The organism is Pontibacter actiniarum, assembly GCF_003585765.1.
In the GTDB taxonomy this organism is placed as follows: domain Bacteria; phylum Bacteroidota; class Bacteroidia; order Cytophagales; family Hymenobacteraceae; genus Pontibacter; species Pontibacter actiniarum.
In genome coordinates, this window is the sequence record NZ_CP021235.1 from 174,397 (window position 1) to 197,147 (window position 22,751).

23 protein-coding genes are annotated in these 22,751 nt (G+C 52.6%); 17 read left to right on the forward strand and 6 right to left on the reverse strand.

Going from position 1 to position 22,751, the window contains the following annotated elements:
* Nucleotides 1–105: 105 nt before the first annotated feature.
* Together CA264_RS00815 and CA264_RS22325 are read left to right on the forward strand one after the other, a co-directional pair.
* Nucleotides 106–1,455, forward strand: a complete 1,350-nt coding sequence (locus CA264_RS00815; protein WP_025609511.1) for a saccharopine dehydrogenase C-terminal domain-containing protein — start codon at nucleotides 106–108, stop codon at nucleotides 1,453–1,455.
* Nucleotides 1,456–1,510: 55 nt separating this feature from the next.
* A complete protein-coding gene (locus tag CA264_RS22325) occupies nucleotides 1,511–1,639 on the forward strand; it encodes a nuclear transport factor 2-like protein (RefSeq protein ID WP_257791729.1) in 129 nt (42 codons plus the stop codon).
* A 616-nt stretch (nucleotides 1,640–2,255) separates the two neighbouring features.
* On the opposite strand, the gene CA264_RS00825 is transcribed toward CA264_RS22325, so the two are convergent.
* The 5 genes from CA264_RS00825 to aroQ all read right to left on the reverse strand — a co-directional run bounded on the left by CA264_RS00825 (nucleotide 2,256) and on the right by aroQ (nucleotide 6,140).
* Nucleotides 2,256–2,972, reverse strand: coding sequence for a tRNA1(Val) (adenine(37)-N6)-methyltransferase (locus tag CA264_RS00825; protein WP_025609512.1), 717 nt, complete (start codon nucleotides 2,970–2,972; stop codon nucleotides 2,256–2,258).
* A gap of 252 nt (nucleotides 2,973–3,224) precedes the next feature.
* Entirely contained in the window at nucleotides 3,225–3,695 is a 471-nt protein-coding gene (gene rnhA / locus CA264_RS00830) for a ribonuclease HI (RefSeq protein ID WP_025609513.1), read from the reverse strand.
* A gap of 205 nt (nucleotides 3,696–3,900) precedes the next feature.
* Nucleotides 3,901–4,461 (reverse strand): MarC family protein, encoded by a 561-nt coding sequence (locus CA264_RS00835; RefSeq protein WP_025609514.1) that lies wholly within the window; start codon nucleotides 4,459–4,461, stop codon nucleotides 3,901–3,903.
* Nucleotides 4,462–4,545: 84 nt separating this feature from the next.
* A complete protein-coding gene (locus CA264_RS00840; protein WP_025609516.1) occupies nucleotides 4,546–5,607 on the reverse strand; it encodes an aminotransferase class V-fold PLP-dependent enzyme in 1,062 nt (353 codons plus the stop codon).
* Nucleotides 5,608–5,693: 86 nt separating this feature from the next.
* On the reverse strand, nucleotides 5,694–6,140 hold the full coding sequence (gene aroQ, locus CA264_RS00845) for a type II 3-dehydroquinate dehydratase (RefSeq protein WP_025609517.1): 447 nt from the start codon (nucleotides 6,138–6,140) through the stop codon (nucleotides 5,694–5,696).
* A 171-nt stretch (nucleotides 6,141–6,311) separates the two neighbouring features.
* Here aroQ and xerD point away from each other — a divergent pair, with 171 nt between their 5' ends.
* Nucleotides 6,312–7,211, forward strand: a complete 900-nt coding sequence (xerD, locus tag CA264_RS00850) for a site-specific tyrosine recombinase XerD (RefSeq protein WP_025609518.1) — start codon at nucleotides 6,312–6,314, stop codon at nucleotides 7,209–7,211.
* Between the two features lie 2 nt (nucleotides 7,212–7,213).
* Here the strand turns inward: xerD and CA264_RS00855 are convergent, their stop codons facing one another.
* On the reverse strand, nucleotides 7,214–8,356 hold the full coding sequence (locus tag CA264_RS00855) for a DEAD/DEAH box helicase (protein WP_025609519.1): 1,143 nt from the start codon (nucleotides 8,354–8,356) through the stop codon (nucleotides 7,214–7,216).
* A 305-nt stretch (nucleotides 8,357–8,661) separates the two neighbouring features.
* Between CA264_RS00855 and CA264_RS00860 the strand changes: the two genes are divergently transcribed.
* The 14 genes from CA264_RS00860 to CA264_RS00915 all read left to right on the forward strand — a co-directional run bounded on the left by CA264_RS00860 (nucleotide 8,662) and on the right by CA264_RS00915 (nucleotide 22,718).
* Nucleotides 8,662–9,534, forward strand: coding sequence for a CPBP family intramembrane glutamic endopeptidase (locus tag CA264_RS00860; RefSeq protein WP_025609520.1), 873 nt, complete (start codon nucleotides 8,662–8,664; stop codon nucleotides 9,532–9,534).
* A gap of 276 nt (nucleotides 9,535–9,810) precedes the next feature.
* A complete protein-coding gene (locus CA264_RS00865; protein WP_025609521.1) occupies nucleotides 9,811–10,842 on the forward strand; it encodes a quinone-dependent dihydroorotate dehydrogenase in 1,032 nt (343 codons plus the stop codon).
* 75 nt (nucleotides 10,843–10,917) lie between these two features.
* The gene (locus CA264_RS00870; protein WP_025609522.1) at nucleotides 10,918–13,548 is read left to right on the forward strand and encodes an FtsK/SpoIIIE family DNA translocase; all 2,631 of its coding nucleotides are present in this window, start codon (nucleotides 10,918–10,920) and stop codon (nucleotides 13,546–13,548) included.
* A 20-nt stretch (nucleotides 13,549–13,568) separates the two neighbouring features.
* Complete coding sequence (lolA1, locus tag CA264_RS00875; protein WP_025609523.1) at nucleotides 13,569–14,213, forward strand: outer membrane lipoprotein periplasmic chaperone LolA1; 645 nt, start codon at nucleotides 13,569–13,571, stop codon at nucleotides 14,211–14,213.
* 258 nt (nucleotides 14,214–14,471) lie between these two features.
* Entirely contained in the window at nucleotides 14,472–15,299 is an 828-nt protein-coding gene (gene pyrF, locus CA264_RS00880; protein ID WP_025609524.1) for an orotidine-5'-phosphate decarboxylase, read from the forward strand.
* A gap of 124 nt (nucleotides 15,300–15,423) precedes the next feature.
* Nucleotides 15,424–16,044: a hypothetical protein gene (locus tag CA264_RS21715; protein WP_157593760.1), complete on the forward strand. Its 621-nt coding sequence runs from the start codon at nucleotides 15,424–15,426 to the stop codon at nucleotides 16,042–16,044.
* Between the two features lie 137 nt (nucleotides 16,045–16,181).
* Nucleotides 16,182–16,367 carry a hypothetical protein gene (locus CA264_RS21720; RefSeq protein WP_157593761.1) on the forward strand — a complete coding sequence of 62 codons (186 nt, stop codon included), beginning with the start codon at nucleotides 16,182–16,184 and terminating at the stop codon, nucleotides 16,365–16,367.
* Between the two features lie 360 nt (nucleotides 16,368–16,727).
* Nucleotides 16,728–17,252, forward strand: coding sequence for a hypothetical protein (locus tag CA264_RS21725; RefSeq protein ID WP_157593762.1), 525 nt, complete (start codon nucleotides 16,728–16,730; stop codon nucleotides 17,250–17,252).
* Between the two features lie 177 nt (nucleotides 17,253–17,429).
* Nucleotides 17,430–17,723: a hypothetical protein gene (locus CA264_RS00890; protein WP_025609527.1), complete on the forward strand. Its 294-nt coding sequence runs from the start codon at nucleotides 17,430–17,432 to the stop codon at nucleotides 17,721–17,723.
* 158 nt (nucleotides 17,724–17,881) lie between these two features.
* A complete protein-coding gene (locus CA264_RS00895) occupies nucleotides 17,882–18,889 on the forward strand; it encodes a S41 family peptidase (protein ID WP_025609528.1) in 1,008 nt (335 codons plus the stop codon).
* Nucleotides 18,890–18,984: 95 nt separating this feature from the next.
* Nucleotides 18,985–19,326 (forward strand): zinc ribbon domain-containing protein YjdM, encoded by a 342-nt coding sequence (locus CA264_RS00900; protein WP_025609529.1) that lies wholly within the window; start codon nucleotides 18,985–18,987, stop codon nucleotides 19,324–19,326.
* 226 nt (nucleotides 19,327–19,552) lie between these two features.
* The gene (locus CA264_RS00905) at nucleotides 19,553–20,014 is read left to right on the forward strand and encodes a YehS family protein (protein ID WP_025609530.1); all 462 of its coding nucleotides are present in this window, start codon (nucleotides 19,553–19,555) and stop codon (nucleotides 20,012–20,014) included.
* Nucleotides 20,015–20,130: 116 nt separating this feature from the next.
* Nucleotides 20,131–21,414, forward strand: a complete 1,284-nt coding sequence (locus CA264_RS00910; RefSeq protein WP_025609531.1) for a DUF2851 family protein — start codon at nucleotides 20,131–20,133, stop codon at nucleotides 21,412–21,414.
* On the forward strand, nucleotides 21,411–22,718 hold the full coding sequence (locus CA264_RS00915) for a hypothetical protein (RefSeq protein ID WP_025609533.1): 1,308 nt from the start codon (nucleotides 21,411–21,413) through the stop codon (nucleotides 22,716–22,718). Before CA264_RS00910 ends, CA264_RS00915 begins: the two co-directional genes overlap by 4 nt.
* Nucleotides 22,719–22,751: the final 33 nt, after the last annotated feature.

Sequence of the window (22,751 nt, forward strand, 5' to 3'; positions counted from 1 at the left end):
TAGAAAAGGGCTATAAATTTAACTTTATATTTTGATAAAACCATACTTTATTTTGGCCTTGCACAGGGTAATTTCTAACTTAAGGCAGAACCCAATAACCCCACTATGAAAAAAATTCTGCTTTTGGGCGCTGGTCGCTCGGCCTCGTCCCTCATTAAGTATCTCTTCGATAACGCCACTTCCGAAAGCTGGTACATCACGATCGGCGATATCAATGTGGCGCATCTGCAGCCGCTGGTAGAGCCCGTCGCCTTTGCCCAAACCATCACCTTCGATGTGCACAACGATGTGCAGCGGGCCGAGGAAGTAAGCAAAGCGGACCTGGTGATTTCGTTGCTGCCTGCCATTTTCCATATCGAGGTGGCAAAAGAATGCCTGAAACAGGAGCGGAACCTGATTACGGCCAGCTATGTATCGTCCGCCTTTCTGGCGTTGCACGAGGAGGCGCAGCAGAAGAACCTTTCCATCATCATGGAGTCGGGCCTGGACCCGGGCATCGACCACATGTCGGCCATGCGCGTGATCAGGAGTATAAAAGAAGCGGGCGGTAAACTCACCTCCTTTAAGTCTTACACCGGCGGCCTGGTGGCTCCTGAGTCTGATAACAACCCGTGGCGCTACAAGTTTACCTGGAACCCGCGCAACGTAGTGCTGGCAGGGCAGGGGACGGCCAAGTACATTAAGCAAGGGCAGTACAAGTACATCCCGTACCATAAGCTGTTTAAGCGCACCGATGAGCTTTTTGTGGAAGGCTACGGCCACTTCGACGGCTATGCCAACCGCGACTCCCTGAGCTACCGCGAGCCCTACGGCCTGCTCGACATCCCGACCATGCTGCGCGGCACCCTGCGCCGGCAAGGCTATTGCGAGGCCTGGGATGTGTTCGTGCAGCTGGGCCTCACAGACGACAGCTACACATTGGATGGCTCCGACCAGATGACCTACCGCACGTTTGTAGAGTCCTTTTTGCCACCGGCCACGTCTCCTGGCCAGCCGATGGCAGAGCGCATTAGTTTATACCTGGGCGTACCTGCGGATGGCGAGGTGATGGAGAAGCTGGCGTGGCTCGGGCTGTTCGAAGACACGCCGGTGGAGCTTGCCGCTGCCACCCCTGCACAGGTACTGGAGAAAATACTGAAAGAGAAGTGGACCCTGGCACCCGGCGACAAAGACATGATCGTGATGCAGCACCTGTTTGCCTATGAGCTGAACGGAGAGCAGCGGGAGGTAACATCTACGCTGGTTGCCATGGGCGACGACGAAGTGCAAACCGCCATGGCCAAAACCGTGGGTTTGCCTGTGGGTATCCTTGCCAAGCTGATGCTACAGGGTAAAATCACCCATCGCGGCGTGGTTATCCCTATCTACCCGGAGCTGTATGAGCCGGTGCTGGAGGAGCTGGAAGAGCACGGTATTAAGTTTGTGGAGCAGGAAAGGGTAGTGGCAGAGGTGTAGACCTAGCCCTGCCGCAGGCGTAGCTTTTGCGAGTTTTGTGGCTAAGGCCACGTTTATGAATGATACACTGAAACAGCAGGTGATAGAAAACTACATCCGGGCCTATAACGCTTTTGATGTAGAAGGTATGGTAAAGGACCTTCATCAGGAAGTGGTTTTTGAAATATCGCCGGTGGTGAAGTAAACCTGAGAAGGGAGGGCTGTGCTGCCTCCAAGCAGCAGGCAGCACAGGCTTCATACTTTCAGGAAAGAGAGCAGCAAGTCCAGAGTATAAGTTGCAAAGGTGATGTAGCGGAGGTGGAGGTTGCCTGCCGTGGTGTGCTGGCTGTAGACTTATCTAACGGAATGAAAGCAGGCGATGAGTTGATGCTGCAAGGCAGATCAGTCTTCTACTTTGAGGGAGATAGAATCATAAGGTTGCAGGATATTAGCTAAGCTATACAAAGGGTGTCCTCTTGCTACCGCCTGGCGCAAACGTCCGCTTGTGCCCATGTTGTGTTGGTGCGAATGTGTTCAAGTACGCCTGCCGCACTGGTGGCTTACAAAAGGAGCAGGTGTGAGGTTAGTCGATTGAGCTACAGGTGTAGTTTCTGAAACGCGCCAGTTGCAGGCTGGCCTCATGTAAAGCAGCAAGGTACGCTAAGGCTAAGCTTGCTGCATGTGCGGGTACTAATAGTTACAGGTGGCACAAGCGGATGCGTGCGCCAGAACCGAAGTTGGCGTAAAGACCTCGCCGTACGCGCAGCTCCTGCGAGCGTCTGGGGCAGGCAAAAAAGTAGAATAGCAGATCTGCAAATCTCTCAAAAAGCTAGGTAATACTCCCGAAGCAGCTCCGCAAACTGTGCTGTATAGGTCGTTTTGTCCTCCTCCCGGATGTAAAAGTCTTTTACATCGGGAGCGCCCCGGTGCCCGAAAGTATAGGTTTGAATATGGCGGATGCATTTGCCGCCGTGGTAGGTGAAGACTTGCAGCACCTCTGCCAGGTATAAATCCGAGGCTTTGGCCAGGCTGGCAAACACAGCGGCCTCTGCAGGAGGCAGCAGCAAGTATAGCTTGCCCTGTGCCGTCAGGTGTTGCTGCGCGAAGGCAAGAATATCTTCAAAGAGCAATTCACCAGTATGCCTGGCTGTATTTCGCGCGGCATCCGGCGACTTGAGCGAGGACAGGAAAAACGGAGGGTTGGACAGGAGGACGTCATACGCAGGAGGCGCCTGCTTGGCGAACTCCTGCAGGCTCATGGGGTGCAACTGCAGGCGCTTGGCCCAGGGGCTGATGGCGAAATTCTCGTGTGCCTGCTGCTGTGCCTCTTTGTTGATTTCCACGGCGTCTATACTTGCGTGGCTGCGCTGGGCCACCATCAGGGAAAGCAGCCCGGTGCCGGTGCCAATGTCCAGTATCCTCTGCGCTCCGGCCACGGCTACATAGGCTCCAAACACGCAGGAGTCTGTGCAGACCTTCATGGCGCACTTATCCTGCTCTACCCGGAACTGCTTAAACTGGAAGTATGAATTGCGCACGGGGCTGGAGTTTTGAACAACTGAATAAGTGAATGGCTGGATTTTGATTGAGTGATTGAGTGAATGGGTGGTAGCGTGGATTTTATACTTGCTCTTCTCTCCTTGTCATCTTGAAGGGATCTTATGGGCCAGTAGCTGCGGCTTTAACGCTCAGCCACCAAGGATCTTTATAAGATGGCAAGGAGAAAAGTATGCAGTTATTCAAAAGCCAGTTATGCAAAATCTAAAATGCGCTCAGCCACTCATTCAGAATTAAGCGTTACCCGCGTTGTACATGCCGGACTCAAAGCCCTCATCGATGAGCAGGTTGCCAGACAAGGCACTGCCAACGGCTAACTGATCGCAGCGTTCGTTTTCGGGGTGGCCGGCGTGGCCGCGGATCCAGACGAATTTAACGTTGTGCTTGGCGTATACGCGCAGGAAACGAGCCCAGAGGTCGCCGTTGGCTTTGCCTTTGAAGCCTTTTTTCTGCCAGCCAAACACCCAGCGTTTCTCTACCGCGTCTACCACGTACTTGGAGTCGGAGTAAACGGTGATCGGGATGCCCGGCTTGTTCACAGCCTCCAGCCCCTTAATCACGGCCAGCAGCTCCATCCGGTTATTGGTGGTTTTACGGAAGCCTTCGGTAATTTCTTTCTCATGCTGTTTCCAGCGCAGGATTACCCCGTAGCCGCCCGGCCCCGGGTTGCCACGCGAAGAACCGTCTGTATATAATTCGATCATGAATTCAATTTTGAATGACTGAATAACTGAATATTGAATGAGTGGTTTTATGGTGATAGCGTGAGTTTATACTTGCTCTATCTCTATTGCTATGCTGCAAGGATCTTATGAGCCAGTGGCCTTTACACTCCGCCATCAGGATCTTTACAAGGCGACAAGAATAAAGTATTCAGTTATTCAAAAGTCAATTATTCAATATTAAAACTTATAAATTCGTCTTAAAGAGCTTAATGGCGATGGCCAGCAGGATAATGCCGAACACCTTGCGCAGCACGTTGGCGCCGTCTTTCCCCAGCTTCCGTTCAATCCAGCTACTGGCCTTTAGTACAATGTACACAAACACCAGGTTCAGTACGATGCCTACTAGCACGTTGGGCAGCGAGTAAGCAGCCCGCAGCGAGAGCAGCGTTGTCATGGTGCCCGCCCCAACAATGAGCGGGAAGGCCAGCGGCACGATAGAGCCGCTCTTTGTCTCCGGGTCGGTGTGGAAAAAGTCCTTGCCCAGGATCATCTCCAAACCGATCAGGAAGATAATGATGGCGCCCGCCATGGCAAAGGACTCAAAGTCGATGCCGAACAGGCTAAGGATGGACTGCCCCAGGAAGAGGAAGGCGATCATCAGAATACCCGAAATGATGGTGGCCTTCTCCGACTCAATATGCCCTTCGCGCTTGCGCAGGTCAATAATAATCGGGATGGAGCCAATAATATCAATCACGGCGAAAAGGGTTAGCGTAACAGAGGCGATCTCTTTTATGCTGAACATGGGCTAAAAATTAAGAATTAGGAGTTATGGTTTATGGGTGGCCTGAATAGCACTGGCTTCGCAGCGAGTAGTATAGGGCATATATCAGGCGTAGTAGTGCAGGAAAAAACGTTTCAGCTCTTCGTACTCCTCATCCAGAATAGCCGGGAAGTTGGCGATGCGGAAGGTGTTGCGTGCCCAGAGGCCGTAGCCGTTGCCCAGGCGCATGTTGTGGTGCAGTGCGCGCTTCTTCACGTCTTCCACCAGCTTTTCGCTCGCCTGCAGGGCCAGCACCGTTTTGGAGCGCACCTCATCGTTCTCAACCAGCATCTGGAAGTCCGAGAACTGCTCAAAGAAAGCATAAAGCTCCTGTGCGCGGTCGGTCAGGTCCTGCTCAATGCCTTTGATAAAAGGGCGATCCTCGAGCACCCGCTTGAGCAGGTAGATGTTGAGCACGTTCGGCGTATGGGTCGTCTGGTAGTTCAGCATCTTCTCATACATGGGCACCAGGCTGTTGTAGTGGCTTCGCTCGGCCATCTTCTTGGCCCGGAAAATAGCGCGCGGCGAGCAGGCCATCACAGCCAGGCCTGCCGGCAGGCCAAAGCACTTCTGCACCGAGGCAAACCAGATGTCGGCCTTGATCAGCTTCAGGTTCAGCCCGGCCATCGAGGAGGTGGCATCCACCGCTATCAGCGTGTCGCGGAAGCGGTTGTGCAGGTTCAGGATAGTGGTCGGGGTTACCTGTGTGCCGTTGGAGGTCTCGTTCTGCGTAAAGCAGATCAGTTCCGTATCCGGGCTGATCGCCAGCTCGCTTACCGGCATCGGGTCATTCAGCCCAAAAGCAATGCCTTCTGAGGCCGGGCGCAGCTTCTGTGCATACTGAAACCACTTCTCGCCAAAAGAGCCGTTGTAGATATGCGAGCTCTTGTGCCGGGTCAGGCTCTGGATCAGGATCTCCCAGCACTCGGTGGCCGATGAGGCAAAGAAGATGTAGTAGTCCTGCGGGATGTTCAGCTTGCGCTTGATAGAGCCCACCACAGCCCGCGACATCTGCACGAATTGCTCACTCCGGTGCGGCGCATGCAGGATACCCTCATCGTAGGCATCCAGCAGATACTGGCGCACCTCGGGGTATACTTTAGACGGACCGGGATAAAAGTTGAGCATAGGGCTGTAATTTTATATAGCTAATATACTATATTTTAAGTAGAAATCTTTAATAAACGGTAGTATAACGGCGCAGGTTGCAGATATTATACGTTAAAGCCGATCTGCTTCGGCTTTAACCGCTCAAAGTACTGCAGGGCAAGGCGGTAGCTTTCCAGGCCAAACCCGCTGATGCTGCCCTTGCAATAAGGGGCGATCATGCTCTTCTGGCGCCAGGCCTCGCGTGCGTACACATTGGAAATGTGCACCTCCACCACCGGCGTGTCTATGGCCCGGATCGCATCCGAAAGCGCCACCGACGTGTGGGTGTAGGCACCGGCGTTAAACACAATGCCTTTGTAGCTAAAGCCCACCTCGTGCAGTTTGTCAATCAGCGTTCCCTCTGTGTTAGACTGGAAGTAAGACAGCTCCAGCGCCGGGAATGCCTCCTTCAGCTCCTCGAAGTAATCTTCAAAAGAGCGGTTGCCGTATACGGACTTTTCGCGTACGCCTAGCAGGTTCAGGTTCGGACCGTTCAGGATGAGAATTTTCATAGTTGGGCTTTTAGCTATTTTCCAAAGCTACAAAGGTAAGGATTAACTACCTTTGCTCTATTCTTTGGCAAAAGAATTATAGACGAAGGATAAAAGAGCCCCGCTAAGTATAATTACTGACCCGGTTCTTCCCATTCCTACGTCTTAACTCATCATTCATAACTCAGAAAAGTGAACTGGCGCATCTGTATAAAGCAATTCGAGGAGTATCTAAAACTGGAGAAGTCACTGTCGCGGCACTCTGTAGAGGCCTATGAGCGGGATGTGCGCAAGCTGGTTGACTTTATGGATGCGAAAGGGCTGCAGGTGGCGCCGGAGGATATGAAGCCGGCCATCCTGCGTGATTTTCTGGAGTGGATAAACGAGCTCGGCATGACGCCGCACTCACAGGCCCGCACCCTTTCCGGCATCCGCGCCTTTTACAAGTTCCTCATCATGGAAGACATGATGCAGACCGACCCCACCGACACGATTGAGGCGCCAAAGCTGGACCGGAAGCTGCCCGACACGCTGGCCTTCCACGAGATTGAGCAGCTGCTGTCGGCCATCGACCTGTCTACCCCCGAAGGCACCCGCAACCGCGCCATGCTGGAAACGCTCTACAGCTCCGGGCTGCGCGTATCGGAGCTGCTGGACCTGCGCATCAGCAACCTGTATGCCGACGCAGGCTTTCTGAAGATCTCCGGCAAGGGGGAGAAGGAGCGGCTGGTGCCCATTGGCCGCGATGCCCTCAAGCACATTCAGCTGTACCGCGACGGCATCCGCTGCCACCTTAACATCAAAAAGGGAAACGAAGACATCCTGTTCCTGAACCGCAGGGGCGCTAAGATGTCGCGCGTCATGGTGTTTACCATCATCAAAGACCTTACGGCAAAGGCTGGGATCCAGAAAACAGTGAGCCCCCACACGTTCCGCCACTCGTTTGCCACGCACCTGATTGAGGGCGGCGCCGACCTGCGCGCCGTGCAGGAAATGCTGGGGCACGAGTCTATCACCACCACCGAAATCTACACGCACTTAGACCGGGATTACCTGAAGCAGGTGATCAAAGAGTTTCACCCGCGCAGCTAAAGCTAAAAGCCCTTCAGGTCTATATCCTCGGTGGCCTCTACCGGCACCTGCTTGCCCATCTTCTTCTGGATGATCTTGAAATGGTGCGCGTCTTCCGGCGTGATCAGGGAAATGGCCTCGCCTGTGGCGCCCGCACGCCCGGTGCGGCCAATGCGGTGCACATAGTCTTTGGGGGAGCGGGGCAGATCGTAGTTGATGACATGCGGCAGAAGCTGGATGTCGATGCCGCGGGAGGCCAGGTCGGTGGCCACCAACACGCGCAGCTTGCCTGCTTTAAACTTCGTTAAGGCATCGGTTCTGGCTCCCTGGCTTTTTTTGCTGTGCATGGCAGCCGCCTCAATACCGTTTTTGTTGAGCTTGTCCACCAGGTTGTCGGCGGTGCGCGTTGCCGAGACGAACACCAGCACCTGCTGCAGGCTGTGGTGCTTGATCAGGTACCTTAAAAACGGCCCCTTCTTTTCCGGCGCGACCTGGTAAGCGACCTGGGCGATCTGCTCCGGGCTTGTGCTTTCTGTTTCTACCGCAATCGTTACCGGGCTGTGCAGCAGTGTCTCCTGTACGGCCTGCACATCTCCCCCCAGCGTTGCCGAGAAAAGGATGTTCTGGCGCTTGGGCGGCAGCAGGGCCAGTATGCGGTCCATCTCCTCCTTAAAGCCCAGGTTCAGCATTTTGTCAGCCTCGTCCAGCACCAGTGTCTTTACCTCAGAGAGGTGCACGGCCCTGGATTCGATCAGGTCCAGCAGGCGGCCCGGCGTTGCCACCAGTACATCCGTGCCCGATAGCTGCAGCATCTGTGGGTTTATAGACACACCACCGTATACAGCCAGCGTTTTCACTCTCCTCGGGAGCGCGGCGCCAAACGTTTTAAAGACCTCGTTTACCTGCACTGCCAGCTCACGGGTCGGCACAAGTATAAGCGCCTCTACAAACCTGTTCCGGGATGGTGCCGTGCGCTGCAGCTTCTCTAGCATGGGCAACACAAAGCTGGCGGTTTTACCCGAGCCCGTCTGTGCGATTCCCAGTACGTCCTTCCCCTGCAGAATGGCCGGAATTGCCTGCTGCTGAATAGGGTAAGGCTGCTCGTAAAGCTGGGCCTCAATGGCTTTTAGAAGTGGTGCGGACAGGCCAAGTTTAGAGAAAGGCATATAGGTTTGTAGATAACAGGTTTATATAATGGAAGTACGCTTAAGCTGCCGTTTCAGGTAACTGCTGTTGCGGCAGCGCACTTAGCAGGCGTAAAGGTACAGCTTTTTATACTTGCAACGGCGGTGCCTGGTGCCTGTGAGGCCACAGAACTCAGCCACGGGGCGAAAGAGGGACTTCCAAAATGTATGTTTTACTTCATGATAATACATAGGAAATCCTATATTTGTAGAAGACCAGGAGCGTCTGGCAAATAGACCTTCCTGCCGCTGCTACTGCAACTTACACGTACACAAACTTAACTTTCATGGCGCTAACGTCTACTTCTGTGGAGGTGCTTCCTGCCTCAACTCCTCCCGAAACAACTTATTCGCTTGCCGGCGCCTGGGGCTTTGTGGGCGTGCTGCTGCTGACGTTCTTTGGTGGCAGTGTGGTAAGCCTGGGGCTTGCCCTGGCGCTAGGGCACCCAACCTCTGAGTCTTTCTTAACCTTTGTGGGGTACACTATTCCATTTCTGCTTTACGCCTGGTACCTGAAGCGGAAGGGCCTCTTATCGGAGCTGCTGGCAGCGGTAAGCCGGTGGCAGCCGGGGCCTTTATTGCTCTATCCGCTGCTCGTGCTGTTGGTGCCAAGTATACAGGTGGTCATAGAGCCGGTTACGAGCCTGATCCCGATGCCGGAGTCGGTAAAGGAGATGTTTCTGTCGCGCTTGGGCGGCGGCGACCTTTTCACCGTCCTGACAGTTGTTGTTGCGGCGCCTGTTTTAGAGGAGGTAGTGCTGCGCGGCCAATTGCTCCGGAGCTTGCTGCATAAGTACAGCGCTGCCAAAGCCATTACCTGGTCCAGCATCATGTTTGCCGTTATCCACATGAACCCGTGGCAGGGAGTAGGGGCTTTCGTGCTGGGGCTGTTCCTGGGGTGGATCTATTACAGAACGCGATCGCTGTGGGCCTGCATCTTCTTTCACTTTGTAAACAACCTTTTCTCCACCGTTATGATACAGCTCATGCCGGAGGGGGCCGATAAGTTCGCGACCCTTTACGAGCAGGTGGGCGATGCAACGGCTTATACTTTGATCTATGGTGCTGCCGTTGTGGTATTGTTAGCTGTTATCGTGTGCATGAGCCGAACTTTTAAGGGCTTGGGAGAGGAGGCGGAGTTGGTGAAGGAGTCGTGCTGATAAGCGTATTCACCTGTTGACGGTAGCTTTACAAAGCCAGAGAAGCCAAGGAAGAAAGCTTACTGCTATAGCTGTCGCTTTTTCGCCGGCCCTAACTGCTGCAATCAGAACGAGGTTTATCTGACGCGGAAAGGAAGGCTAGCTATGAAGAAGCCGGGGGAGGGGCCAGGACAGAAAACACATCGTGGCCGCACCTCCTAAAAAATCCTGTTCATCCTTACATCCTAACATACTCATCTTATCTTTGCAGGCAAGTATAACCTAACCCGATACACCGTGTACAAAAGCCTGCTGCGCCCGCTGCTCTTTCAACTCGACCCCGAGAAAGTACATTACTTGTCTACCGACGCCCTCCGCGCTTCCATGAAGCTGCCTTTTGCCAGAAGCATGGCAGAAAGCATGTTTAAAGTAAACGACCCGCGGCTGGAGCGTGAGCTGTTCGGCCTTACGTTTCCGAACCCGGTGGGCCTGGCGGCTGGCTTTGACAAGGATGCCATGCTGGTGGATGAGCTGGCCGAGCTGGGCTTCGGCTTCGTGGAAATCGGCACCCTGACTCCTAAGCCACAGCCCGGAAACGAGAAGCCGCGCCTGTTTCGCCTGCCGGAAGATAAGGCCATCGTTAACCGCATGGGCTTTAACAACAAAGGCGTGGATGCGGCTGTCAGAAGGTTGGAAAAGCGCAAAAGCAACATCATTGTGGGGGGGAACATCGGCAAGAACAAAGTAACGCCGAATGAGGAGGCCCTGAGCGACTACCTCTACTGCTTTAAGGCCCTGTTCCACGTGGTGGACTACTTTGTGGTGAACGTAAGCTCGCCCAACACACCTGATTTGCGCGCGCTGCAGGACAAAGAGCCCCTGCAAAGGCTGCTGGTATCGCTGCAGGAGGAGAACCAGAAGATGGGAACACCCAAGCCGCTGCTGCTTAAGATCGCACCGGACCTGAACCTGAACCAGCTGAATGACATCATCGAAATTGCCATAGAGGCCAAGTTGAGCGGCATTATCGGCACGAACACCACCGTGAGCCGTCAGGGCCTGCTAACACCGGAGGCACGGGTGCAGGAGATTGGCATGGGTGGCCTGAGCGGAAAGCCGCTCACCACGCACTCTACCCAGATTATCCGCCACCTGCGCACGTTTCTGCCGCCGGAGATCCGCCTGATCGGGGTGGGGGGCATTATGACGGCCGCCGATGCCGTCGAAAAAATGAACGCCGGTGCCGACCTGGTGCAACTTTACACGGGCTTTATTTATGAGGGGCCTTCCCTGATAAGCCAAATCAATAAAAAATTACTCTCCAGATAAGTTACATTCGGCCTGCAAGGGTAAGGCATTGCCACGAAAAAGTGTAAATTTGGAGTCTTAACTAGAGCTGAGGGTATGGCCAAGAATACTTACAGAGACGACACGCTGCAAGCAGGGCGGAAGAATGAGGTGCGTGGTAAGAATGAGCCACGTGGGGCAAATGTGCCGAAAGGGCAGAAGCCGAAGAAAGAAAAGAAGAAGTGGTCTTTCCGGATTCCCACTCCCAAGATTAATCTAAGATTAGGTTTTATGCAGGACCGCCGTTTTAAACTGACGGTGGGCTTCACGTTCCTGCTATTCTCCTTTTTCCTGACCATTGCCTTTGTTTCTTACCTGTTCACGGGCAACGCCGACCAGAGCGTGGTGGAGACGGTGAGCGGCACCGGCCTGAAGGAGTCGGGGCAGGAGGCGGAAAACTGGCTGGGCCTGTTCGGTGCCTGGCTGTCGCATATCTTTATCAATGACCTGGTGGGCATCGGAGCCTTCTTCTTTATACCGGTACTGTTCTTTACGGGCTCCAAGATCGTATTTAAGCGCGTGAACGTGTCGCTGAGCTATGTGCTGGGCCTGTGCAGCTTCTGTATGCTGTGGCTGAGCCTGACGATGGGCTATGTGGTCTTTTCGGCAGGTGCCCTGGGGCGCCTGGGCTTCTTGGGAGGCGCTGTGGGCGTGGAGACGGCTATATGGCTCAACAGCCTCATCGGCTGGGGCTCCTGGCTGCTGCTGGGCTTCCTGCTGCTGGTGTTTGTGGTGAGTTTCTTTAACATTACAAGTATAAACTGGAGCGCCGCAAAACCGGCGGAGCTGGCTACGGCTGTAGCCACACCGGATAAGAACTACGCCGATAGCCTGGGCGATGTGCTGGGCGCCAAAACGAGCAACATCAACCATAACGCCGACCCAACGGCCTCGCTGGAGTATGAAGAGGAGGAGGAAGAGCCGCCGTTTGAGGAGGATGAGGAGATAAACCGGGCCCTGGAGATGGAGCTGAGTTCGCTGCCACAGCAGCAGCAGCAAAAGCCGGAGCCGCCTGCCGCCCCTGAGAAACCTGCTTCCCCGTCTTTAGAGCTGGATATCGACCTGCCGGAAGATACCCTGCTGGACGATGCTATGGCGGACGAGGAGGAAGACGAAGAGCCGGAAATGGCCCTGCAGATAGAAGAAACGCCTGAGGAGGAAGCCGTGATCGGAGACATGGAGAACTATGATCCGACGCTGGACCTAGCGCGTTACCAGTACCCGAACATCGAGCTGCTGAACGACTACGGCGCCAACAAGATTCAGGTAACCAAGGAGGAGCTGGAGGCGAACAAAGATAAGATCGTGGATACGCTGGCCAACTATAACATCAGTATTGCCAGCATCAAGGCCACCATCGGGCCTACCGTTACCCTCTACGAGATTGTGCCGGATGCCGGTGTGCGCATCTCCAAGATCAAAAACCTGGAAGATGACATTGCCCTGAGCTTAGCGGCCCTGGGTATCCGTATCATCGCCCCGATTCCAGGCAAGGGTACCATTGGTATTGAGGTGCCGAACACGAAGAAGGAGATGGTCTCCATCCGCTCTATCCTCTCCACGGAGAAGTTCATGAAGAGCGACATGGACCTGCCGATCGCCTTCGGTAAAACCATCACCAACGAGGTGTTTGTAACGGACCTGGCCAAGATGCCGCACTTGCTGATGGCGGGTGCCACCGGCCAGGGTAAATCCGTAGGTCTGAACACCATCCTGACCTCGCTGCTCTACAAGCGCCACCCTTCGCAGCTCAAGTTCGTGCTCGTGGACCCGAAGAAGGTGGAGCTGTCGCTGTTCAACAAGATTGAGCGGCACTTCCTGGCCAAGCTGCCGGATAGCGAGGAAGCCATCATTACCGACACCAAAAAGGTGGTGAACACGCTGAACTCGCTCTGTATGGAGATGGACATGCGCTACGACCTGCTGAAGGATGCCGGCTGCCGTAACCTGAAAGAGTATAACCGCAAGTTTGTGGAGCGTAAGCTGAACCCGCAGAAGGGCCACCGCTTTATGCCCTACATCGTGCTGGTGATAGACGAGCTCGCCGACCTGATGATGACGGCCGGTAAAGAGGTGGAAACACCTATTGCGCGCCTGGCGCAGCTGGCCCGTGCCATTGGTATACACCTGGTGGTGGCCACGCAGCGTCCGTCGGTCAACGTGATCACAGGTATTATCAAGGCCAACTTCCCGGCGCGTATTTCCTTTAAGGTAACCTCTAAGATCGACTCCCGCACGATTCTGGATGCCGGTGGAGCCGACCAGCTGATCGGCCAGGGCGACATGCTCTTCTCCATCGGGTCGGATATGATCCGCATCCAGTGTGCCTTTGTGGATACGCCGGAGGTAGACAGGATCTGCGACCACATTGGTGAGCAGCAGGGCTACAGCGATGCCTACCTGCTGCCTGAGTTTGTGGGCGATGAAGGCGGAAACGAAAAAGCCGACTTCGACCCAAGCAACCGCGACCCTTTGTTTGAGGAGGCTGCCCGTGTGATTGTGCAGCACCAGCAGGGAAGCACCTCCTTGCTGCAGCGCCGCCTGAAGCTGGGCTACAACCGCGCCGGCCGCCTGATAGATCAGTTGGAGTCTGCCGGTATCGTGGGGCCGTTTGAGGGAAGCAAGGCGCGCGAAGTTTTAATTCCGGACGAGTATAGTTTGGAACAGTTATTGAATACCCTCGGGTAGAACACTATTATTTAAACGACATGAAAAAATTTGTATCCTTACTGTTGCTCGCCCTGATGTTCGTAAACCTGGCTTTTGCACAGCAAGACCCTAAGGCCGGCAAAATCCTGAACGCCATGAGCCAGAAGTACAGAACAATGAAGGCTTTTAAGGCGGATTTCGCGCAGACACTGGAAAACCCTTCGGCTAAGGTAAAGGAAACCATGAACGGAAACATTACCGTGAGCGGCGATAAGTACAGGCTGGGTGTAAGCGGTCAGGAGATTATCAGCGACGGTAAAACGATGTATACGTTCCTGAAGGATGCGAACGAGGTAACGATCACGGAGACAGATGCTGAGGCAGAGGCCATGGCGCCAAGCAAGATCTTCGACATGTATAAGAAAGGCTATAAGTACGCGTATGCAGGTACAGAAACGCTTGGCGGCGTGAAGCACGATGTCATAGAGCTTTCTCCGGAGGACCGTAAGAACCCGATCTACAAAGTACGCCTGTACATCAGCCAGAAAGACAAGACCCTGAAAAGCTGGGAGATGTTCCGCAACAACGGCAACCGCTATACTTATACGATCAATAACTTTCAGGCAAACCCATCGCTTGCCTCCGATGCCTTTACATTCAACAAAGCCAAGTATAAAGGCGTGAGTGTGGTGGATTTACGATAAACCCAACCAATTTATGATACAGAAAAGGGCTGCTCCGTTTGGGGCAGCCCTTTTTTATGTACACCTGCTGTGCCCTCTTTGCTGCACCCGAAAACAGAAGGCCAGGGCAAGTATGGGCAAGGCTGCTTTGGCACGTTTCTCTTGAAATATAAGGGGCTGACCTGCCAAGGTAGGGTACGCACGTAGGAAAGGAGGCGGAAAGTTTTGCCGGCTGCTTCAATTTTCTACATTTGTAGAAGACAACAGCCACACAAAACTATGACCAGAGAGCAGCTTTTCGAGCAGATCCTGAAAAAGAAGTCCTACCTGTGCATCGGCCTCGACACCGACCCGCTAAAGCTCCCGCAGCACCTGCTGGACTTTGAGGACCCCGTCTTCGAGTTTAACCGCCAGATAATTGAGGCCACCGCTGACCTTTGTGTGGCTTACAAGCCAAATATTGCCTTTTATGAGGCGCAGGGGCCGCAAGGGTGGGTAAGCCTGCAGAAGACCCTGGAGGTGATTCCGAAAGAAGTTTTCACGATTGCCGATGCCAAGCGCGGCGACATTGGAAACACCTCTGAGCTTTATGCCCGTGCCTTCTTCGAGAACATGGACTTCGACTCTGTTACGGTTGCCCCGTACATGGGGGCCGATTCTGTAAAGCCTTTCCTGACGCAGGGCGGTAAGTTTGTAGTCCTGCTCGCCCTGACATCGAATGCCGGCAGCCAGGATTTCCAGATGCTGCGCCTGGAGGATGGCAGCGAGGAGTACCTTTTTGAGCAGGTGCTGAGAACGAGCCAGGAGTGGGGTAACGCCGACAACATGATGTATGTGGTGGGTGCCACGCAGGCAGAGTACGTGCAGCGCGTGCGCCGGATCGTGCCGGATAGCTTCCTGCTGGTGCCGGGGGTGGGCGCACAGGGCGGTAGCCTGGCGGATATCTCTCGCCTGGGCATGAACCGCCAGTGCGGTTTGTTGGTCAACTCGGCCCGCGCCATCATTTATGCCTCGTCCGGTTTTGATTTTGCTGAAAGGGCCCGCGAAGCCGCCTTTGCCGTGCAGCGCGAGATGGAGGCACTGCTGGAGGAGTTGCTGGTGGGGTGAAGCTAGCTGTTGCAGGATACTTCCAACAGTTCATTCGCCAGTCCGATTCCGTTTAGCCGCCGGATTTAGGAGGATAGTAGGAGTAGTACTCCTGGTAGCAGGTAGTTGGCACAAATAACAATCAATGAGAAAACTTATACTTCTTGTTTTTCTATCTCTATTTTGCCGCAGTTCCTACAGCTGTGAATGTATTCCAAAGAGATGGCAAGCAGATGTAGTAAGCGATAGAATAGAGAAGGCTAGCTTAATTTTTATTGGAGAAGTTTTTTCCCTTGACAGCGGTACTTACAAGATAAGAGTTGTTGATTTGTTCAAGGGGCAAGTGGCGTCAGATACGCTCATTGGTTACAATAGTTACAATGATTGCTATTCAATGACAGTGACAAAAGGCTTATGGATAATATATACGGGACTGGATAAACAGGGTAGAATACCTGAGATACCAGCGTGTGGATTAGTTCTATCAAGAAGCCTGACAGAACCAGAAAACCAATTTATTATTATACCACCACTTCCAAGTGAACATTTTGATTCAGTAGCGAGTGAGGCGGTTTATAAAGCACAGGAAAGAGAGCAGCTTCTCTTGCACATGAAAAACTGGATGAATGAATATGCTCTGCTAACCGCCTATAGAGACCAAGCTAAGGCATTAGAACCAACAGAAGAATATGGTAGTGACACATTAGCTAATGTGGCTTTAGGCTTAGCTCTTTTAGCTCTACTTGTAGCTTTGCTGAAAAAATAACTCGTGCCAACAAAGTTCAAAATTTAGGCTTCGGCTACGCCTCACCCACATTATGCACGAGTAACGTTGACAACAATCCGAGTAAAGCCGTCGAACAGAAACAAAAATTTTATTATAGTTTACTAAAAACAGCAATAATGAAAAGATTAGCAAAAAGAAAAGCACTAGTTCTAATATCTGTTGGAATGTCTACAATAGCAGCATCTCAAGTGTTTTCTCATTATGTTGCGTTACCTGATTTAGCAAAAGGGGCCTTCTTAGGGCTCGGAATTGGGTTGTTGTTTACAGCGACAATGTTTGTGAATTTAAAGCCAATGGAATAACGCTTTCTTGGATTTACTAAAAAATAAAGAAATGTTGTTCCTCAAAGTCGGTTGAAATTTAAGAAACAAATGATCTTTGAGGCTGGATTTTAGCAGAACTGATAAGGCTGATGGATTAAAACGTTTAGGCCTCTGCTTATTCTTTTCGAACAAAAACTATAGCCAGCCGAAGCTGGATGCAATCGCCGGCCGTGCATTTTGCCAGTTCACTGAATACTACAGGTTCTTCGGTAACTTTGAAAAACTGAAACGGGCATCTGGATTTTGTAAATCCTTTGCACCAGGTAAAAATCCATAGCCAGTTCCATTGCTCCATCACAGTGTCTGGCCCAATTCCCCTGTGCCGGAGGCCGACGTACTATGAGAACTTTTAACTTCAAGAGACGGAATCTGACCTCTGGGCCTCATTTTTTAGGCTTGCTGCTGTTAACTGCAGGGGTACTTGCATTCGTGGGTCCATTGTTTTTAAAAAGTGAGAGTTCTGTGGAAAGGACTGTCGGGATAGGCCTGGGAGCTATACTTGTTGGACTTGTAGTTGTATCCTCCTACGGTGGAACGCTCATTGATTTTACCGAAAGAAGATTTAAAGAATACTTATCGATTTGCGGATATAAATTTGGGGCATGGACAACTCTCCCCGTTATCCTGACGGTAAGGGTAATCTCAGCAAGCTACATGAGTACTAATACGCCGAACGGAACAAGTCCAACTCTTTCAGGAAGAGTAACCAGCTTCAAAACACTGTTATATTCGGATGCTCCAAAACCTGTGCTGTCGTTTGTATACTCAGACAGAGATAAGGCCGTCAGGCATGCTAGAAGTCTAGCTAATAGTTTGAATGCTGATCTGGTTCTCAATATTCCAGAAGGAGAGGGAGCGTACTAGGCAAAATTGTGACCGCAGACAGCACAGCTGTTGACAAACTAAACAACCACTGGATGCAGATGTGAAATAACATTCTTTAGTTTGCAGGCCGTTGGGCATGCATTATGATTTTGTGTAAGCACAAGTAACCATACTCCTGATTCTGCTGACCTCTACTGTGTCATATGAGCAATTAAAATGGGTGCTTCAAAAGAGCAAAGGCAAACATTCTACTGCAGTAAAAACATTAGCAAGGATAGCACTTACAGCTTCAATATAATCAAGTATGGTTCTCTTTTAATACCTGTAGCATTTTATGAAAATGGCACCTACACGATGAAAGGAGATTCAATCATGTTCAATGTTACAGCGTATGGTATCAATGATAACGCGCTTGCACTCCAGTCGAAAAGCCTAAAGAGAGAAGGGAGCATATCAGGTAAAAGAATCACATTGTTAGATGAGAAAGGTGAGCCATACGAAGTTTTTTAGAAAAGCTAAATCAAACAATGACTCTAGCTTTAAGCTGAATTATGTTTAAGTGGCACTATGATTATCTACTGTAATAGCAATAGAAGCAATCGGCCAACCACACCTGTTGTGCATAAATGCATCACAGTCCTACCCGTAAACTGTAAATTGTTTAAGGTATGTTGAAGACTATAGCAACTGTGTTTCTGGTTTTCATTTCGCTTCTCTCCAGTGCTCAGACTACATCAGGCAGTGGCGATAGGCTGCAACTTCTCCTTCAGGATGTTATTGCTAAAGCAAAGCAGTTCTCTGTCTATAAGTCAAGAGTAGACTGGCCTGTATTGGAGGCTGAAGTGCTCCTAAAGGGAGACAGTTTGATTTCAGATGCCGAGTTTACCCGGAGGGTGAAACTCATATTTCAAGCCTTGGGGGATAAGCATGCCCGTTTAGTTTTTAAAGGTAAAATGATAAGGCACAAAGATGGGCCACCACTTGATGTGCGCCCGGCCCTGAAAGGTGTCTTTGGAGGGAAATCGCCGGAAATAAGGACCAGCACCCTGGAAAGCGGGTACGGCTACATACTGGTTCCTGGAACAAATAAAAATGATAATATGACGAACCAACAGTACCAAGACAGCTTGTGCAGCCTTGGTTTGGCAAGTTTAAAAGGTCTTGTTATTGATCTCCGGTTGAACGAAGGCGGCAGCATCCACCCTATGTTCACAGGATTTAGCCAGCTCTTTGGTACGAAGACTATAGGCTATACTTTTGGTATTAAGGGGAATAGAATCAGTAAGTTGTCTGTTAAAAACGGCAGCTACTACTATGATAAGTACAGAGCGACATCTGTGCACAACAGGTGCCAACCTAATAAAGGGCTTAGGATAGTTGTACTGACAAGCCAGATAACAAGCAGTGCTGGCGAAATGCTTGCTGTCGCTTTCAAAGGAAGAGACAGAACTTTATTTATTGGCGAAAACACCGCTGGCTATATTACCATGGTTAGTGGATTTAAGTTGAATGATAGCTATCTTGGCCTTTCATCGAGCTTTATTGCAGACCGAAACAAGAATGTATATAAGGAGTATGTGCAGCCAGATGTGGAAATGATAGAGGGGGATAATTTTGAGGATTTACAAGAGGATGCAAAAGTACAGGCGGCACTCCAATGGCTAAAGGAGGAATAGCAACCGCTAACAAGATGTATATAAATCCTTGCTTTGCTACAGGCTTTGCATAAATGCCGTTAAAACAAGAAAGAAATATATAATACAATAGCACGATGTCAGAAGAAATGAAGCAATGCCCAAAATGTAATTCACCCTACGGGTATGCAATGGGAGAGGAAACCTACGCTTGCCCGGAGTGTGGAAATGAGTGGAACCCGAGTGAAACTGAAGAAGAGGCAGGCTTAAAGGTAGTAGATGCTAACGGAAACATACTTCAGGACGGCGATTCTGTTGTCGTGATCAAGGATTTGCCGGTAAAAGGTGCTCCAAAGCCCGTAAAGGCTGGCACAAAGGTAAAAAACATCCGGCTGACAGACGGAGACCATAACATTGACTGCAAAATCGATGGCTTTGGCTCCATGGGGCTTAAATCTGAGTTTGTGAGAAAGGCATAGCAGGGGCGCTGGCTGCCAAAGGCTACGTAGCCCTATGCAAAAAACAGCTATCTTTCCGAAATTTGCAGGCGCGCCGAGCCGCGAGAACGTTTTATAGCCGCGCGGCAACCGTGGCTGCTGCAGGAGGTTTGGAAAGCTGTACGACAAGTACGATACGTTGCGGCAGCTAAACCTGGAAGCGTAAAGGCAAGAAATGCCGGAACAAAAACCGCATCAAAAATAACCCATGAACAACAACGACATACTCCGCCGCATCCGCTATACCTTTGACTACGGCGATAATAAAATGATAGACCTGTTTGGCTCAGGCGGCAAGCAGGTAACACGGGCAGAGGTGAGCGACTGGCTGAAGAAAGAGGACGACCCGGAGTGCAAGGAGCTGGGCGATGAGCAGCTGGCGGCTTTCCTGAACGGCTTCATTAACGAGAAGCGCGGCAAAAAGGAGGGACCGCAGCCAGAGCCGGAGAAAAAGCTGAACAACAACATCATCCTCCGCAAGCTGAAAATAGCCCTTAACCTGAAAGACGAGGACATGCTGGAGATTCTGGACATGGTGGACTTCCGCTTGAGCAAGCACGAGCTAAGCGCTTTTTTCCGGAACCCTAACCAGAGCCAGTACCGCCCGCTGAAAGACCAGATACTGCGTAACTTTTTGCACGGGATGCAGCTAAAGTACCATGGGAAATAAGGCAAAGGGCCTCCCTTGGCATATCGCAGAAACGCCTGCCCCACTATAGGGCAGGCGTTTCTGTTGTGTTTGATTTTGTACGATACTTTTGGCATCTTGAGCTATAAACCCAACGCATGAAAGAGGACTTCCTGCACTACATCTGGCAGCATCAGTACTTTAGCAAAGCCGCGCTGGCCACCTCTGAGGGGGAGCCGCTGCAGGTGCTGCGCGTTGGGTTCTATAACACTGATGCCGGCCCGGATTTCAGGGAAGCCGTACTTCGGGTGGGCAACGTGGAGTGGTCGGGCAGTGTGGAGGTGCACCTGAGCGCCTCCGACTGGCACCGTCACCAGCACCAGCATGACCCGAAGTACGACCAGGTAGTGTTGCATGTCGTGTGGCAGGCTGATGTGCCCGTTACCCGTACAGACGGCTCCCTGGTGCCAGTGCTGGAGCTGCAGCACCGCGTGGACCTCGGGCTGCTGCAAACCTACCAGATGCTGCAGCAGGCCAGGAGCGTTATTCCCTGCGCTGCCTTTTGGCCGGGCGTACCGGAGATCACCAAAACCGGCATGCTGGCACGGGCACTGGCAGAGCGCCTGGAGGAGAAAGGGGAGGAGGTACTGCAGGTGTACCGCAGCTACGGTAATGATTGGGAGCAGGCCGTGTACCATACGCTGCTGCGCGGCTTCGGCTTTAAGATAAACCAGCAGGCGTTTGAGCAGCTGGCAAAAGCACTGCCGTTCCACGTGGTGCGCCGGCACCAGCACAGCCTGCTACAACTGGAGGCCCTGTTGCTGGGGCAGGCAGGTTTCCTTACGGATGCCGAAGATGCCTATGCGCAGCAGCTACAGCGGGAGTACACTTACCTGCGCCACAAGTATAAACTGGAGCCGCTGCAGCGCCACCAATGGAACTTCCTGCGCATGCGCCCCGCCAACTTCCCGACAGTGCGGCTGGCACAGCTGGCCACACTGCTGCATCAGCGGCAGGCGCTGTTCTCGAAGCTCCTGGAAGCGGACACGGTGAAAGAGTATGCACAACTGCTGCAGGCATCCGCCTCGGAGTACTGGCAAACGCACTATACGTTCGGCAAAGAGGCAAAGCATCGGCAGGCTGCTATGGGAAAAGGCAGTGTGCACAGCCTGGTGATTAACGTGGCTGTGCCTGTACTTGCGGCGTATGCCAGCCATAGCGGCGAGCGTACCTTGCTGGACAAGGCCATTGCCCTGCTGGAGCAGCTAAAGGAGGAGAGCAACAGGTATACGCGGCACTACGAGGAGTTGGGCTGGCGCGCCAGGTCCGCGGCCGATAACCAGGCGGCGCTCGGGCTGTACAACCGCTACTGCCGCCCGGTTAACTGCATGCGTTGCGCCGTGGGGAACAAAATCATGAAAAAGCATAGCCCTGCCCTGTGAGTACACTGCTCGTTTACCTGTTTAACATACTCCTGCTGGCAGGTTTCGTGTGGTGGCTGTTTCGGCAGAAGTGGGCACAGGCGCTGAGGCCGTATCTGTATCCTGCCCTGGGGGTAAAGCTGCTCATGGCCCTTGGCTTTGCCGCCCTGCGCTACAGCTACTACCAAACTGGCGATACCCACGTTTTCCATAACGCCGGGCTAACGCTGCTGGAGTATGCGCGCCACAACCCGGAGGGGTACCTGAGACTGCTGCTGTTTAACCAGTTCGGGAGTGAGGGGCTCGAAAACTCGCTTCCCTTTACAGAGCATGCCTACTTTTCCAACTCCTTCTTTTTTATAAAGGTGGTAAGCTTGCTTAACCTTGCCACGGGCGGCGCATACTACCTGAACAACCTGTACCTGTCGCTCTTCAGCTTTTGGGGCAGCGCCTATTTAGCGGCAAAGCTGGGGGAGGTGTTGCCGAAGCATAGGCTGGCGGCGGTGATTGCGTTTCTGTTTTTCCCCTCCGTGCTGTTCTGGAGCTCGGGCGTTATGAAAGACCCCGTGATGTACGGCAGCATGTGCTGGTTAACGGGTGCGGCGCTGGCGCTGGCGCATGGGCAGAAGCCTGGCTTAGGGCAGGTGCTGTTGCTGCCGCTGCAGCTCTACCTCTTCATCAGGATAAAAGTGTTTTATGCGGCGCTGCTGCTGCCATTGCTGCTGGCTTACGTGCTGGTGCAGCGGCTGAAGGCACACGTGCATGTGCTGCGTTCGCTCAAGGCGCAGTTGCTGCTGCTGCTCGCACTGGCCGGGGGGGCGGTGCTGCTTCTCGTGCTGCAAAAAGAGACCTTTAACCCCGATTTTATACTTTGGAACATCGAAAACAGCTACAGCAGTTTGTTTCGGCGCTCTCCGGACAGGCCCCACATTGATTTGGGCGTGCTCAGGCCAACCATGCCAAGTATGGCGGCGAACTACCCGGAGGCTGCACTAAGTGCCGTTTACCGGCCGTTTTTAGGTGAGTCCTGGGAGCCGCTGTATGTGCTGAGCAGCCTGGAGAATCTGCTGTTGCTGGTCCTGTCGGGCGTGGCCCTTGCCGCTGTGCTCCGCAGAGGGGCAGGTGGGAAAGTGCGCCTGCTGCATGTAATTATGCTGGTGTTTGTGCTGCTGATGGCCGGCGTTACAGGGCTTTCCACGCCAAACTTCGGCACCCTGAGCCGTTACCGCATTGTGTTTCTGCCGTTCCTGGTACACCTGCTGCTGCAAAACGCCTACGCCCAACGTCTTTTGCAGCGCCTGCGCCCACGGCGGACCCGCTTTTAATCTCCCGCACTTCTTTGTAACTTTGCGCCTTAT

Excerpts from the sequence above, each read along its gene's own strand:
- CA264_RS00895 (WP_025609528.1), top strand. The coding sequence starts at position 17,882 with ATGTTGAAGACTATAGCAACTGTGTTTCTGGTTTTCATTTCGCTTCTC.
- CA264_RS00870 (WP_025609522.1), top strand. The coding sequence starts at position 10,918 with ATGGCCAAGAATACTTACAGAGACGACACGCTGCAAGCAGGGCGGAAG.
- rnhA (WP_025609513.1), bottom strand. The coding sequence starts at position 3,695 with ATGATCGAATTATATACAGACGGTTCTTCGCGTGGCAACCCGGGGCCG.
- CA264_RS21720 (WP_157593761.1), top strand. The coding sequence starts at position 16,182 with ATGAAAAGATTAGCAAAAAGAAAAGCACTAGTTCTAATATCTGTTGGA.
- aroQ (WP_025609517.1), bottom strand. The coding sequence starts at position 6,140 with ATGAAAATTCTCATCCTGAACGGTCCGAACCTGAACCTGCTAGGCGTA.
- CA264_RS21715 (WP_157593760.1), top strand. The coding sequence starts at position 15,424 with ATGAGAAAACTTATACTTCTTGTTTTTCTATCTCTATTTTGCCGCAGT.
- CA264_RS00835 (WP_025609514.1), bottom strand. The coding sequence starts at position 4,461 with ATGTTCAGCATAAAAGAGATCGCCTCTGTTACGCTAACCCTTTTCGCC.
- CA264_RS00840 (WP_025609516.1), bottom strand. The coding sequence starts at position 5,607 with ATGCTCAACTTTTATCCCGGTCCGTCTAAAGTATACCCCGAGGTGCGC.
- CA264_RS21725 (WP_157593762.1), top strand. The coding sequence starts at position 16,728 with ATGAGAACTTTTAACTTCAAGAGACGGAATCTGACCTCTGGGCCTCAT.
- CA264_RS00815 (WP_025609511.1), top strand. The coding sequence starts at position 106 with ATGAAAAAAATTCTGCTTTTGGGCGCTGGTCGCTCGGCCTCGTCCCTC.
- CA264_RS00855 (WP_025609519.1), bottom strand. The coding sequence starts at position 8,356 with ATGCCTTTCTCTAAACTTGGCCTGTCCGCACCACTTCTAAAAGCCATT.
- CA264_RS00905 (WP_025609530.1), top strand. The coding sequence starts at position 19,553 with ATGAACAACAACGACATACTCCGCCGCATCCGCTATACCTTTGACTAC.
- CA264_RS00860 (WP_025609520.1), top strand. The coding sequence starts at position 8,662 with ATGGCGCTAACGTCTACTTCTGTGGAGGTGCTTCCTGCCTCAACTCCT.
- CA264_RS00910 (WP_025609531.1), top strand. The coding sequence starts at position 20,131 with ATGAAAGAGGACTTCCTGCACTACATCTGGCAGCATCAGTACTTTAGC.
- CA264_RS00900 (WP_025609529.1), top strand. The coding sequence starts at position 18,985 with ATGTCAGAAGAAATGAAGCAATGCCCAAAATGTAATTCACCCTACGGG.
- pyrF (WP_025609524.1), top strand. The coding sequence starts at position 14,472 with ATGACCAGAGAGCAGCTTTTCGAGCAGATCCTGAAAAAGAAGTCCTAC.
- lolA1 (WP_025609523.1), top strand. The coding sequence starts at position 13,569 with ATGAAAAAATTTGTATCCTTACTGTTGCTCGCCCTGATGTTCGTAAAC.
- CA264_RS00890 (WP_025609527.1), top strand. The coding sequence starts at position 17,430 with ATGGGTGCTTCAAAAGAGCAAAGGCAAACATTCTACTGCAGTAAAAAC.
- CA264_RS22325 (WP_257791729.1), top strand. The coding sequence starts at position 1,511 with ATGAATGATACACTGAAACAGCAGGTGATAGAAAACTACATCCGGGCC.